The organism is Sanguibacter inulinus (genome assembly GCF_013415325.1).
GTDB classification, from domain to species: domain Bacteria; phylum Actinomycetota; class Actinomycetes; order Actinomycetales; family Cellulomonadaceae; genus Sanguibacter; species Sanguibacter inulinus.
In genome coordinates this window covers 23,572-36,929 of the sequence record NZ_JACBYE010000012.1, presented here as the reverse complement: position 1 = coordinate 36,929, position 13,358 = coordinate 23,572, and the positions used below count along the sequence as shown (strand labels likewise).

Below are 13,358 nucleotides of genomic sequence, written 5' to 3'. Positions count from 1 at the left end.
CAGACGGCCCGGTGGTCCGGGTGGTGCAGCGGATAGGTACGGCGAGGCCCCCGGGCTCGTGCGTCCAGCACGGGCCCGGGGGCCTGGAGTGTCACGGGGCGGGCGTGCCGCCGTTGACGTTGAGCGTCTCGCCGAGCACGTAGCTCGATTCGGGCGAGGCGAGGAACACGTACGCGGGGGCGAGCTCGGTCGGCTGACCGGCACGACCCAGGGGCGTCTGCTGCCCGAACTCGGGGAGCGCGTCGGCCGGCTGACCGCCCGTCGGCTGGAGCGGCGTCCAGATCGGCCCGGGGGCGACAGCGTTGACGCGGATGCCCTTCGGGGCGAGCTGCTGGGCCAGCCCCTTGGTGAAGTTGTTGATCGCAGCCTTCGTCGACGCGTAGTCGATGAGGTTCGGCGAGGGGTTGTACGCCTGGATCGACGTCGTGTTGATGATCGCCGACCCCGCGGGCAGCACCTTGGCGGCGTCACGCGAGATGCGGATCATCGCCTCGATGTTGATCGTGAAGGTCTGGGTGATCTGCTCGTCCGTGAGGTCCTCGATCGACTCGACGGCCATCTGCTTGCCGGCGTTGTTGACGAGGATGTCCAGCCCGCCGAGCCCGTCAACGGCAGCCTGGACCAGGCCTGCGGTGTACTCGGGGTCCATGAGGTCCCCGGGCAGCGCGACGGCTGTGCGGCCGGCCTCCTCGATGATGCGGACGATGTTCTCGGCGTCGCTCTCCTCGACCGGCAGGTACGCGATCGCGACGTCAGCGCCCTCACGGGCGAAGGCGATGGCCGTGGCCGCCCCGATGCCGGAGTCACCTCCGGTGATGAGTGCCTTGCGGCCCTCCAGACGGCCTGTGCCGCGGTAGGAGTGCTCGCCGAGGTCTGCCTCCGGGGTGAGATCGGAGTCGAGACCCGGTTCCGGCTTCTTCTCGGCCGGCGGCTCGATGGCCTCGAACCTCGAGACCGGGTCCTGGAAGGTCAGCTGGTCGTTCGTGCCCGACGAGTGGGTGCTCGCAGAAGTCATGTGGATGGACCTCCAAGGTCGTGATGGGGTCTTCCCACTGTGCGGTCGGCAGGCCGCTCACGCATCCGGGAGGTCTGTGGACCACTCCCGAGGTCGCGGCGCTCAGGTGCCTCGTCGCGTCCAGTCTCACGTCGAGGCGTCGCCCGGGCCCAGCACGAGACGTCCGTCGAGGAGGTCGGAGACCACAGCGGCGACGGTGGTGCCCTGGGCGTAGGCGTGCGCCCGGATCAGCGTGAGCGCATCGTCCGGGCTCACGCGCAGCTGGGCGATCACCATGCCCGTGGCCTGGTGCACCCGGGCCCGGGCAGGCCAGCCGCTGAGCATCGTCGAGGACTCGTCGTCGACGTCGCGCAGCAGCGCTCCCCCGATGATCGAGGCGACCACGAGGGCCTCGTCGTCCTCCCGCGTGAGCCTGGCCTCGGACGGCGTGTGGACGCTCAGCACACCGAGGACCGCCCCGGCGACGAGCATCGGGAAAGAGGTGACACGGAGCGGGCCGACCGCAGCCCGGAGCTCTTGCGCGAGCGAGGACGGCGCATCAGGGGCGTCCCCGACGACGAGCGTCGCCGGTCTGGCCGTCCGCTGCGCCTCGACGCGCGGCCCGGCCCCGAGGACCTCCTGGAGAGACTCCACCCGTTCCGCGACACGGTCCGTCGTCGCCAGGACGAAGGGGGCCCCCGGAGTCGAGGTGAGCGTCACCGACCCTCCGCTCGCGCCGAGCAGGGTCGCCCCGGCGCTGCACAGCCGCAGCGCGAGCGGGTTCTCGGGCGGCAGGCGGGCGACGTACAGGGCAAGCTCGGCGAGCACGCTGACGTCGTTGACCATCTGCTGCTCCCTCGTGCTGGCGTACCTGTCGTGAGCGGTCTGTGCGAGGCGTACTGCGCGCCGGCTGGAGGTGGTGGACGACGACGGTCGCGGGTCTTGCCCGCATGCGGGCGTCCGGCTCCTGCAGGCGGCCCGAGCACCGTCTTGTGCGTCACACTACGCCTGGGCCTGGTCGCGGGTCTCCCAGCCCTGTGGACGACGGCAGGCGGCCGGCCACGAAGGAGCCGCCCCGCCCGACCTTGCCTGCTCTGGCCCCTCCTGCCGCACCTGCGTGCCCGCCCCGGGAACGCACGAGGCGCCCGACCAGCGAGACCCGGAGGGGGTGGGGTCTCGCCGGTCGCGCGCCGGTTCGTGGGGGTCGCCGCCCCTGTCAGGGGCGGCGACCAGTCGGTCACCCGAAGGTGGCGGTGAAGATCTGGACGTCCTTCGGGAGCTCCAGCTCGACGGTGCCTGTCGTCGCAGCATCACCCTCGAGGACCGGGTAGAGGTTCGGGTTGCCCGAGACCTCGATCTCCTTGGTGTCGACGGTCTTGCCGTCGGCGTCCTTGATCGTGGCCTTCACGGTGCCTTCTCCGCCGAGGACGGTGAAGACGTTGGTTCCCGAGTAGGCGAGCTGGACCGCCGCGCCGTCCGCGGCTGCCGTGGCGCCCTGGGGGTCGAGGGTCCACGAGCCACCGAGGGAGAAGGTGTCCTTCGGCTGGTCAGGGTTGACCGTGAACTCGCCGGTCTTGTAGTCCTGCTCGCCGGAGTAGTTGACGACCTTCGTCGAGGAGAAGTACGTCTCGGGAGTCGTCTTGTCCTGCGGGGTGCCGTCGTCGACCGAGGTCTCGGGCGGCAGCTCGACACCGGGGTTGGCCTGCTCGAGGAGCTCACGGACCAGCTTCTCGGTGTTCTCGTAGCCACCCTCGCCGAAGCGGATGTGGCGGACCGTGCCATCAGAGTCGATGAGGTACTGCGCGGGCCAGTAACGGTTGCGGTACTTGGTCCAGGTCGAGTACGCGTTGTCCTGGGCGACCGGGTACGTCACGCCAAGCTGCTCGGCACCGGCGACCACGTTGCGGGTCTCCCGCTCGAAGGCGAACTCCGGGGTGTGGACACCGATGACCTCGAAGCCCTTGCCGACGTCCTTGTACTGGTCGTACCAGGCGTTCACGTGCGGGATCGCACGCTGGCAGTTGATGCAGGAGTAGGCCCAGAAGTCGACGAGGACGACCTTGCCCTCCTGCTTGAGGTCGGAGAGGTTCAGCGCCTCGTCACCGGGCGTGTTGAACCAGTTGTTGATGCCGCTCAGCTGGGGCGCGGGGCCACAGCTCTCGAGCTCGGACGCGCCGTTGGAGCAGTTGGACAGCTCACGGTTCTCGTCGGTGACGATGCCACCGAGGTCGAGGGCCTCCTGCACGGTGCCCGACTCGTTGATCTGGGACTGCAGCGAACCCGTGTAGTCGGGGAGTGCGCGCTGCAGGTACTGCGGGAGGTTGAAGGCCAGACCGATCGCCAGCAGGATCATGGTCACGCCGCCGAAGATGCGGATGCCCTTGGTGTGGCGCTTGAAGGCACCGACGCGCTCGGCGACCCTGCGGCCGGCCAGCGCGAAGATCAGCAGCGGGATGGCCGCGCCCACCGCGAAGGAGACCGTCAGGGCGACGGTGTCAGCCCCGATGTTCCCGGTCGCACCGGCGACGGTGATCGCCGCGAGGACCGGACCAGCACACGGCACGTACAGGACCCCGAGGCCCAGGCCGAGGAGAAAGGCCCCGCGGTCCTGTCGCGCCGAACCGCGCCGTGCACCCAGTGCTGCGATGCGTTGGAACGGTCGTTCGATGACCTCCTCGAGGCGCGGCACGATCATCCCGATACCGATGATGGCCAGCAGCGAGAGCCCGACCCAGCGCAGCAGGTCCTGAGGGAGACCGAGCGCGTTGAGGATCAGAGAACCGAGGAGGGTGAAGAAGGAGAAGCTCAGCACGAGGCCGGCGATGACGAGGTAGGGGCGCAGAGACTTCCGGCGTGCGGAGACCTCCTTGGCGGGCTTGCCGTCAGCAGGCTTGCCGCTCGTGCCCTTGCCCTTGCCGATGCCGACAGAGTCGCCGGCACCCGCCTTGGGCCGGTCTGCCACGGCGACGGTGCCGCGACTGTTGATGGTGACGGCCCCCGGCGCCCCGGCGAAGAGGGACGAGGTGGGCGTAGAGCTGGCCGACGTGCCCTCGGCGGGTGCCGATGCTCCGTCTGTGCCTTCGCCCGGAGAGCCAGGACGAGCGCCCTGGATACCTCCTGCGAAGAAGATCACCGGGAGCATCGGAAGGATGCACGGTGAGATACCGGTGATGAGGCCACCGATGAGCCCGATGAGAATGAGCGTTTCCATGGCAGCGGTTCGTTCTCAGAGGCCGCCCGGATGGGTCTGAGAAATATTCAGGTCCCACCCATCCGGACCCGCCACCGGCTCCGAACTGTCCGTGAGTCGCCCCGGAGAGGGAGGCCGAGAAAAAAGATTCTCGTCCACACCCATCCAGCGTCACGGCGGCTCCGAACTGATCGTGAGACGCCCCGCAGACGTGGGGCGGCAGAGCTGAGGAGAGACCGATGAACGTTCTTACCCGCAAGTCCTACGCAGTCACCAGCGTCGCAGTCCTCGCCCTCTTCGGACTGTCGGCATGTTCGTCCGACGACACCGCTGACGACAGCGCGTCGGTCAACGCCACGACCGAGGCGCCGGCCATGACCGACGACCCCACCACGGACGCCATGACGGACGACGCGACCGAAGACGCCACCGACGGCGCCATGATGGACCCGGCCGCCAACCTCGTCGGCCCCGGCTGCGCCGCCTACGCCGAGGCTGTCCCGGACGGCGCTGGTTCCGTGACCGGCATGTCGACCGACCCCGTCGCCGTGGCCGCCTCGAACAACCCGCTCCTGACCACGCTCACCGCAGCGGTCAGCGGCGAGCTGAACCCGGACGTCAACCTCGTCGACACCCTCAACGGTGGTGACTTCACGGTCTTCGCACCTGTCGACGACGCCTTCGCCAAGATCGACCCCGCCACCATCGAGGGCCTGAAGACCGACGCCGACACCCTCACCAAGATCCTCACGTACCACGTGGTCCCCGGCCAGCTGACCCCGGACCAGATCGTCGGTGAGCACGAGACCGTCGAGGGCGGCATGGTCAACGTCACCGGTTCCGGTGACGAGCTCATGGTCAACGACGCCAACGTCATCTGCGGTGGAGTCGTCACCGCCAACGCGACCGTCTACCTCGTCGACTCGGTCCTGATGCCGACGATGTGACCCTGACGTAGGTGCCTCACGGCACCGGCACGGCGTCAGCGCACCAGAAGGGCCCGCTCCCCCCGCCCGGGGAGCGGGCCCTTCTGCTGTGCCCGAGCGCTCCTGCTGTGCCCCGGCGCTTCTGCTGTGCCTGGACGCGAGCGCGGACGGAGTCCCCCGCGTGCCCTGCCGTCACCGCGGGCTGCAGGTCAGGCCAGGAAGACACCCAGGGACCGCTCGAACGGGCCGATCTCCGACTCGTCGCCGACGAGCCCGATGCGGCCATGCGCCTCGACGAGGAAGACACCGGTCTCCCGCTCGGCGCGCTCTCGCAGCCCGGTGACCCACTCGGTCTCGTGCTGGTAGACCACGACCCGGACACCCTTCTGGACGAGCGCGACGACGACGTCGTAGGTCGCGGTGCCGGGCACGGCTCCAGTGAGCAGGAGCCGTTCGAGCCGAGGCATCTCCAGCAGGAACGAGCAGTCGGCCCCGTCCAGGTCGAGACGTAGTCGTCGTACCGGGAGAGCTGCCAGCGCCGTGAGATCGGCGTCGTGCGTCTTCTCGGTCAGGTGCAGCTCAGATAGCTCGGTCAGGCCGAGCAGCGGAGCCACGCTGAGCAGGCCGGGCTCGTACGGCGAGGCGACCCAGAGTGTCGTCAGACCGGTGCACTCGGCCAGCGGTGACAGGTCCGCCGGACCGCTGAACCCCACCTTGAGGCTGGTCAGACCGCTCACCGCGCCGATGCCCTCGACGGACGAGGCGAACCCGAGATCGAGACGCCACGGAGCCTGTCGGAACATCGCTGCCGCGAAGGCGCGCCGGTCGAACCGTCCCCAGGCCGTGTGCAGCTCGTCGAGGACCTTGTCCGGATAGCTGTCGGACGCGTACTGCCCGAGCACCTCCAAGGCCTGCGGTGTGGCGATCTCGCCCAGGGCACGGATGGCTGCAGTGCGGGCTGTCGCCTTCTGCTTGTCGTACGGAGCCAGGACGCTCACGTCGACGCCACCGTGCGTGCCCAGCCAGGCCTTGACCTCGGAGACCCGCTGCGGTGCGTCCGGGTGCGCCGCCTGTGGAGCCGGCGCACCCGCCGTGGGCCGGTCAGCTGCTGCGTGCCTGGCGGCGCCGCGACGGATCATCTCCAGGTGCGTCTCGTCCCAGCTCACTCCGCCGACCATGCCAGCGACCCGGTCCACCACCCCGACGTCCGCACGAGCGGCCAGGGTCAGCAGCCCCAGGGTCGTCGTACCCACGCTCAGGACGGCAACCGCCCTCGCAAGGGTGCGGTCCGTCCCCGCGGCAGGCGACGAGACCAGGCCGAGGTCGTTGGCCATGCTCGGGTCGTCGATCAGGGCCAGCGCAGCGGCCTCGAGGTCAGGGGTCGCCGGCATCGCGGAGATACCTCTGATCAGGTTCGGCCAGCTCGCGTAGCGCGACACCTTGGCGGTGAAGTGTGTCGCCGCACCGAGCCCGACATGCCGGGCCAGAGCGGTCGTGACTGGGGCCTCGGCCATGGCCAGTCCTCCGGTGTCGTCGGTGCACGGCGTGAGCGGCCACGCAGGCACGCGGCTCGAGACCACACGGTAGCAGCGCCGATGTCGGAGGCGGCGGACCCGCTCTCACGGCTCTACGCCGCGCTGCTCCTCGACCAGGTGTCCCCTGCCCGCAGGGGCCGGTCTCGGACGGGCCGAGTCCACTGCCTGGCCGTGGTGCGTCGTCGACCACCGAGCCCGGGCACGGCCAGGCACAGGCTCCGTCCCGGCGGGACGCACGGCAGAGGCGGGCGACCGGAGTGGTCGCCCGCCTCTGCGAGGAGCCGTCGTGCCGCCCTGCTGGGCGGCACGCGGTGTGCGGGTCGCGTCAGATCTCGACGGCGACGATCGGGTCCGTGGTCGGCTGCTCCGAGCCGCCCCGGGGTTCGACGGTGACAGCCAGCGTCGAACCTGAACCGGCCTCGACGAGGGCCGAGGTCGAGCCGTCTTCGGGGTGCATCAGACCGAGCGAGCTGATCTGCTCCCCGTCGATGACCCAGAGCTGGTAGTCGCTGTCGGCGTCGGCGTCGGCCATCTCCGAGGTGGAGAGGAACACGCGGTCGGCCGAGACCAGAGCACTGACCTCGCCACCTCCCTCGACCTCGGCCCGCAGGACGCGGGAGGTCGGGTCGGCGACCATCTGCGCGACGACGTCAGCCTCGGCCTGCAGCTGCTGCTGCTGGGAGTGCGACTGCACGGCGATGCTCGTCGGGACAGCGATCCCCGCAGCCACGGCTGCGGCGACGCCGAGGGTGACCCATCGACGACGCGCTGCAGACGGGCGTCCTGCGGCGGACGGCTTGTGCCGCTTCTCGGCGAGGCGTACGGGTGCCGCCGCCGGCTGCGCGATCGACGCGAGCACCTGGCTGCGCATCGACGCCGGAGGTGCGGTGTCGACGGTGAAGGCCGCGACGACCTCACGGAACTCGTCGAGCTCCCGGCGTGCGTCGGGGTCGGCGGCGACGAGCCGCTCGACCTGGCGTCGCTCGAGGTCGTCGACATGGTCGAAGACGTACGGGGCGATGAGGTCCCGAGGGCCTTCGGGGGTCTGGTCGTCTGTGTCAGGCATGGTCCACCCCCAAGCAGTTACGAAGCCGGATGAGCCCGTCGCGGATGCGGCTCTTGACGGTCGGCAGGGAGGCACCGAGGTCCTCGGCTACCTCGCGGTACGTACGGTCGCCGTAGTAGGCACGCATGACGGCATCACGCTGGGTGTCGGTCAGAGACCCCAGACACCTGCGGACGCCTGCGGCCTCGAGCCGCTGCTCCACGTGCTCGGCAACCATGTCGTACTCACCTCCTGCGCCCTTCTCGTCCGTGTCCTTCTGGTCACGGTGTCGTCGGGCTTGCTCTGAACGGACCCTGTCGACAGCTCTGCGTCGCGCGAGGGTGACCACCCAGGTACGGGCGGACCCACGGGCGGGGTCGAACCGTGCGGCTGTCTGCCACACCTCGACCATCACCTCCTGGGCCACCTCTGCGGCATGATCCGGGTCACGGAGCACACCGAGAGCCGTTCCGTAGGCTGCAGGCGCAAGCGAGTCGTAGACGGGGGCGAACAGCTCCGGGTTGCCGTCGGCGCACGCGCTCAGCGCTGCGTCGATCGCATCGGGTTGACTCGTCCTCGGGTTTGGCACCCGCTCAGTCTGCCTCACGTCCTGGGATTCGTTCGATCTGGACACCCCGGCGACGCCGGGGATATCAGAGGTTCGGAGCCCTCGCACGCCCGGATGGGTCAGAGTTGCCGAACTGTGACGCAGACCCGTGCGACATCCGTGACCACGCCTCGCGCGGCACGGTCGGGAGGGCTCCCGGCGATCACGTGCACAGCCTGGCGACCGTGGCCGGACCGGCACGGTACGTCCGCACAGACAGCAGCGGCCCGCCCCCGTGTTACTGGGGCAGGCCGCTTCTCTATGTCATGAGACCAACAGCTGTTACCACATCGCCTGCTCAGGCATTTGTTCTCATCCCTGAGCTTGAACCGCTCCCGGCAAGCTTGGGAGCCATCGTGTGGTGCCTTCGGTTCACATGTTGTCCGTAGCCAACCGACATACGCAACCATGTGCCGAACCGGGTCGTTGGGCGGGTGTTGGCACCGCGCATCGAACCGAAGTGTGATTCCTGCGTGCCAGTTGAACGGCACCTGCAAGGATCGTCGGGCTGACCCGACTTCGTAGAACTTAGCACAGGTTCGTCGAGGCGCGCAAGGGTCGTCTGCGCGAGATCATCGCACCTGCACGACGGGGCCGACGGTCGACCGCGCCCACGAGAGATAGGCGAAGCCTGTCGGGGCGGTCGCCGAGACCACACCGATCCTCAGCGCAGTGACCGAGTAGGTCGGGCTCGTGTACGGCAGCGCGCCAGGCACCGGCACGGTCCCCGGCGGCGCACCGGCGACGTCGGGCTGGACGTTCACGGAGATCGCCAGGGCGCCTGGCATACGGTTCGCCACAGCCTGGACCGCAGTGACCAGGGTGCCCCGCCGGGTCGTCAGCGTGGTGCCGAGCGTCGTGACCTGCCCGACAGGTTGGGCCGTGAGCGCGCTGTTCATCGCTGTCAGGAGAGCAGCCGGGAGGGCGGCTCTCATCCTGGTCGCGTAGGAGTTCACGGTCAGGCCTGGCATGAGAGCTGACAGGATCGGGTTCAGGACACCCGCCAGCCCCGTCTCGGTCACGACAGGGGTGAAGACAGCACTCCGGTCGAGATAGGCGCCGATGGTCCCGACGTGCTGCGAGCGGGTCGAGGTCACGTCGAGCAGCCCCGCGGTCCTGGAGGCCACGGTCACGTCAGAGGTCACCGTCACCGCCCGGACTGCCGTGAGCAGGGCCGCGGAGACCTGGTTCGACCAGGTCTGGACGAGGGCGTCGACCCGCGTGCCGATCGACGCGACAGCCGCGCTGCTCAGCTGGAGCGAGGAGTTCGGCGCCAATCCGTTCAACCCCGCCGCGTCACTGCCGAGGAGCGTCGCGAGGTTGACCGTCACCCGACCGTTCACGAGGTCGACAGTCACCTTCCCGTCCGTCAGCGGGGTGGTGCGCAGCGCCCCCAGTGCCGTGGTGAAGTTTGGCGTCGACACCGTCACCGTGCTCGAGGTCCGAGCCGCGGTGAGCCCGGTGACGACAGAGTTCGAGGCGTTCTGCACGCCGTTGGTGATCGCGACGGCCACCTGCCCGTTCGCCCCGCCGAGGGCCGTCACTGCCGTCCCGAGCGAGGTGACCGTCGCGTTGACGTCGGTCACGAGCGCCGCGACCGTCGGGCTGTCGATCTGCAAGCCGAGGCCCGCCACGCCGTAGCTGCGGGTGATCCCGGTGACAGTCCCGGGGCCCCAGAGGTCGTCGAGGAGAGACGAGCAGAAGTCCAGGGACGCGTTCGAGCCTGTCGCCCCGACCGACATCCTCGTGGCGGTCACGTTCGTGATCCCCGAGAACACCGACGAGAGGTCCAGGACGGCCGGCTGCGGGAGCTGGTTCGCGGGGGTCGACGCGCCGACGAGAACAGCACCTGTCGCGTCCACGAGACCTGAGGCGGCTGCAGCTCGGCCCTTGGTCGTCACCTGGGCGACCTGGTTGAGGGCACCGGCCGACCCCATCGGCAGCCCTGTGCCCAGACCCGAGACGGTGAGCCCGGTGATCCCGGTCAGGCCGGTGACCGCGAGCGGGTTGCCGTAGGTGTCGAGTGTCGGGTCGCCGTCGTTCGGTGCGAGGTCCGTCGCTGTCGACGGGGTCGGGACGGCCGCCGTGGTCGGGGTGCGCACGAGACTCATGCCCCGCGCCGCCGCGAGCCCTTCGAGGTCGGTCCCCAGGAACGACCCGCCGAGCGCCTTCGCCTGGGCCTGCGCCCGGAAGTTCGTGTCCGTGCCGCAGCGGATCTGCGAGGTCCCGACGGTCCCGTGCGTCCACTCCTGGTCGGTCCACGACGCGAGGGTCGGTACCGCGCGCAGCGCTCCGCCGACGACGAGCACGCAGGCGAGCAGGCAGACGAGGACGGCGTCCCAGCGCACCCTGCCGAGCGCGCCTGGGCTGAGAGGCTCGAGCCTGCGCCGGGTCGTCATCGACGGTCTCCACGAGCCGGGGCGGCAGCCTCGACGGCGGGTCGGCGGCGCCCTGCCGCGTGGGCGGTCGTGAGCACCCCGCCGGCGACGAGCGCCAGCCCGGCGACCCAGAGGAGCAGAGCGCCGCCCGCGCCGGTGGTGGGGAGAAGACCGGCAGTCCCTCGACCGGGGAGGTCTCCCCCACCGTCACCCGCCGGTGGGGTGCCGCCGCCGTCTCCCGGGCCGCCGGGAGCACCTGGCGAGCCTGACGGGCCGCCGGTCGGCTCGCCCGTCGGAGATCCGGTCGGGTTCCCCGTCGGCTCGCTCGTCGGCGGGTCCGTCGGCGGGTCGGTGGGCGGGACTGTCGGCGGATCGGTGGGCGGCTCTGTCGGCGGGTCGGTCTCGCCGGGGATCGCCTCGACAGCCGTGATCCCGAGCCCGAGCGAGCCCGTGAGACCCATGAGGGCCGCGTCCGCCCGGTTCTCCGGGGTGTCCTCGATCGACAGCGTGACCATCACGTACGAGGGGTCCCGGGAGTCGACGGCGTCCAACCAGTACCGCGGGCTGGACGTCGACAGGTCGTCGTCGGGGGTCGCCGTGGCGACTACGGTCCGCCCGAGGTCGCAGGACGGACCCCCAGGCCCGTCGACCCACTCGACCGAGCAGCGCTCGACCACGACGACCACGCCGTTGGGGACCTCCATGAGCGCGCCGTCCTTGCGGATCTGGAGCGTGAGCCTGGCGCCGGCCACACCGTCGACCGCGGCATCGACGAACCAGTAGGCCGGCTGCCCGGGCCTGAGGTCGGACAGCTCGGCGATCCCCCAGTCCGAGGACACCAGCAGCTCCGGATCGGCCTCCGCCACCTCGAGCGCAGCCGGCGACGGGACGGTCAGGACGTCGGCGCGGGCGGCGAGGACTGCTCCGAGGACGATCATGAGCGCACCCACGGAGGCGAGCGCCACGCGACGCGCCTTCGTCCTCTCACGTCCACGGACCTGCCCCTCCCCTGGCACCCTGCTCACCTCCTGCCCCTTCCTCAGGCGTCCCGCCTGCGGTCGCCGGTCAGGTCGGTCTCTCGTGCGTCGCCGGCGGTGGTCGCAGTCCCTCGCGCAGCATGGCGCGTGTCGTCCCGGGAGCAGAGCCGACGGTGGTGCCAGCTGGTGCCAGGCCGTCGCTCTGCGTCGCACCGTCCTCTGCCTGGTCCGGCTCTCCGTCTGCGTCGTCCTCGTCGCGCGGCCAGAAGACCCACACGGTGAGCGCAGCGACCACCGTCGTGAGGATCGCGAGGGTCTTGGGCTGGGCGAGCAGAGTCACGGCGTACCCGACGTAGGGGGCTCCGACGACGACCCTGTCCGCCTCGGTCACCGTGTAGACCTCGAGGTCTTGCGTCGCGTTGTCGTCGCCCTTGAGCACGAGCTCCCGCGCACCGTCTCCGGTGCCCGGGTCCGCGACCGACACGACCCGGTGGGTCACCGGGAGCCCGCCTGCGGCCCGCGGGACCGTGACGACGTCCCCGGGCTCGATCTCGTCGGCCGCCACGGGGACGGCGAGGGCTGCGGCACCTGTCGGGTAGGTCGGTGCCATCGATCCTGTCTTGAACAGGACGAGGGACCAGCCGAGGAGGAGGGAGAGCAAGAACCAGAGGATCGCGAGCGCCCCGACGACGCTCGCGACGTTCAGGCAGGCCTGCTGGACGCGTCCCGACCCACGGGACGCGCGGGTCACCCGGAGACCGCCGAGAAGTTCCAGGCGGGCGCCGCGGTGCGGCCCTGGAGCGCGCTGAGCGCGGTCCCGTTGGGGAGCGTCGGGTTGGCCGGCAGCGTGATCTCGAAGCAGTAGTGCTGCACGTTGCCTCCAGCTGCGCTCAGCGCCTGACCGGCGCTCGCGCCTGTCGTGGCGAGCGGGCCGTTGGCGATGATCGTCCCGGCGGTGAAGGCCGCGGCGTTGCAGGTGGTGGTCGTCGCGCTCACGGCGACGCGGACGGTGAGGGCGTTGAACAGCGCCTGGTTCGCGTCCGTGACGGTGATCCCTGTCGCCGGGACAGCGGGCTGCAGCGTGACGGTGCCGGCGATCGACCCGGTGACGGTCCGCAGCGCGACGGGTGCGTAGACCGCGTCCCCGGGGGTGAGCGTCAGCGCGGAGACCCCGAACTGGACGGCCCCACCCGGGTTCGTCTCGTTCTGGACGAAGGACGCCTCGGTGTACGGGTTGGTGACGTTCTGCTCGACCTCGAAGACCGAGGTCCCCAGGCCCGGCCCGTTGCCGGCGGCGTTGCCGGCGAAGACCCACTCGGTGTCCGTCCAGGCTGCCAGGGTGACGGTGGCGCCGAGCCCGAGGACGGCGCCCCCGGCCAGCATCGCCTTGAGCTTCGAGCTCCGACGCGTCCCTCGTGAGACCTTCGCCGTACGCCGTCCTGTCATGGTGCTCCCCTTGTGAAGTGTGGTGCTCTTCCGGTGCCCCCTGGTCACCGGAAGAGCGGCGGCGCGACGTGGTGCGCCAGCCATGAGACGACGCTAGGTCGGGCCCGGCCGATCACCATGCGTCTGGGCGTGATACCGGTAGCGGGTGGCGACCATCCACGCAGTACGGGTGAGTCTCGGGGAGCGGGACCAGTAGTCCCCCAGTAGTGTTCACAGTGTCGAGCGTCACATCCGCGGTCCGGACGCAGCACCCCGGTCGC

11 protein-coding genes are annotated in these 13,358 nt (G+C 70.3%); 1 reads left to right on the top strand and 10 read right to left on the bottom strand.

All coding sequences use genetic code 11. The features are described from left to right. Positions 1–91: 91 nt before the first annotated feature. The 3 genes from HZZ10_RS07005 to HZZ10_RS06995 all read right to left on the bottom strand — a co-directional run bounded on the left by HZZ10_RS07005 (position 92) and on the right by HZZ10_RS06995 (position 4,205). Entirely contained in the window at positions 92–1,015 is a 924-nt protein-coding gene (locus tag HZZ10_RS07005; protein ID WP_179912967.1) for an SDR family oxidoreductase, read from the bottom strand. A gap of 126 nt (positions 1,016–1,141) precedes the next feature. Then, entirely contained in the window at positions 1,142–1,840 is a 699-nt protein-coding gene (locus HZZ10_RS07000) for a GAF and ANTAR domain-containing protein (protein WP_179912966.1), read from the bottom strand. 391 nt (positions 1,841–2,231) lie between these two features. Then, positions 2,232–4,205 (bottom strand): cytochrome c biogenesis protein CcdA, encoded by a 1,974-nt coding sequence (locus tag HZZ10_RS06995; RefSeq protein WP_179912965.1) that lies wholly within the window; start codon positions 4,203–4,205, stop codon positions 2,232–2,234. A 218-nt stretch (positions 4,206–4,423) separates the two neighbouring features. Between HZZ10_RS06995 and HZZ10_RS06990 the strand changes: the two genes are divergently transcribed. After that, entirely contained in the window at positions 4,424–5,131 is a 708-nt protein-coding gene (locus HZZ10_RS06990; protein WP_179912964.1) for a fasciclin domain-containing protein, read from the top strand. Positions 5,132–5,319: 188 nt separating this feature from the next. On the opposite strand, the gene HZZ10_RS06985 is transcribed toward HZZ10_RS06990, so the two are convergent. The 7 genes from HZZ10_RS06985 to HZZ10_RS06955 form a co-directional block, all read right to left on the bottom strand. Further along, entirely contained in the window at positions 5,320–6,624 is a 1,305-nt protein-coding gene (locus tag HZZ10_RS06985) for a hypothetical protein (protein ID WP_179912963.1), read from the bottom strand. Between the two features lie 346 nt (positions 6,625–6,970). Then, positions 6,971–7,711 carry an anti-sigma factor gene (locus HZZ10_RS06980; RefSeq protein ID WP_179912962.1) on the bottom strand — a complete coding sequence of 247 codons (741 nt, stop codon included), beginning with the start codon at positions 7,709–7,711 and terminating at the stop codon, positions 6,971–6,973. Next, positions 7,704–8,279 carry an ECF RNA polymerase sigma factor SigK gene (sigK, locus tag HZZ10_RS06975; protein ID WP_056132469.1) on the bottom strand — a complete coding sequence of 192 codons (576 nt, stop codon included), beginning with the start codon at positions 8,277–8,279 and terminating at the stop codon, positions 7,704–7,706. The genes HZZ10_RS06980 and sigK overlap by 8 nt, the downstream gene beginning before the upstream one ends. Positions 8,280–8,869: 590 nt before the next feature. Continuing rightward, positions 8,870–10,696 (bottom strand): choice-of-anchor G family protein, encoded by a 1,827-nt coding sequence (locus HZZ10_RS06970; RefSeq protein WP_179912961.1) that lies wholly within the window; start codon positions 10,694–10,696, stop codon positions 8,870–8,872. Next, positions 10,693–11,640 carry a hypothetical protein gene (locus tag HZZ10_RS06965; protein WP_179912960.1) on the bottom strand — a complete coding sequence of 316 codons (948 nt, stop codon included), beginning with the start codon at positions 11,638–11,640 and terminating at the stop codon, positions 10,693–10,695. Before HZZ10_RS06965 ends, HZZ10_RS06970 begins: the two co-directional genes overlap by 4 nt. Positions 11,641–11,740: 100 nt before the next feature. After that, a complete protein-coding gene (locus HZZ10_RS06960; protein ID WP_179912959.1) occupies positions 11,741–12,403 on the bottom strand; it encodes a signal peptidase I in 663 nt (220 codons plus the stop codon). After that, positions 12,400–13,098: a SipW-dependent-type signal peptide-containing protein gene (locus tag HZZ10_RS06955; protein WP_228087216.1), complete on the bottom strand. Its 699-nt coding sequence runs from the start codon at positions 13,096–13,098 to the stop codon at positions 12,400–12,402. Before HZZ10_RS06955 ends, HZZ10_RS06960 begins: the two co-directional genes overlap by 4 nt. Positions 13,099–13,358 lie beyond the last annotated feature (260 nt).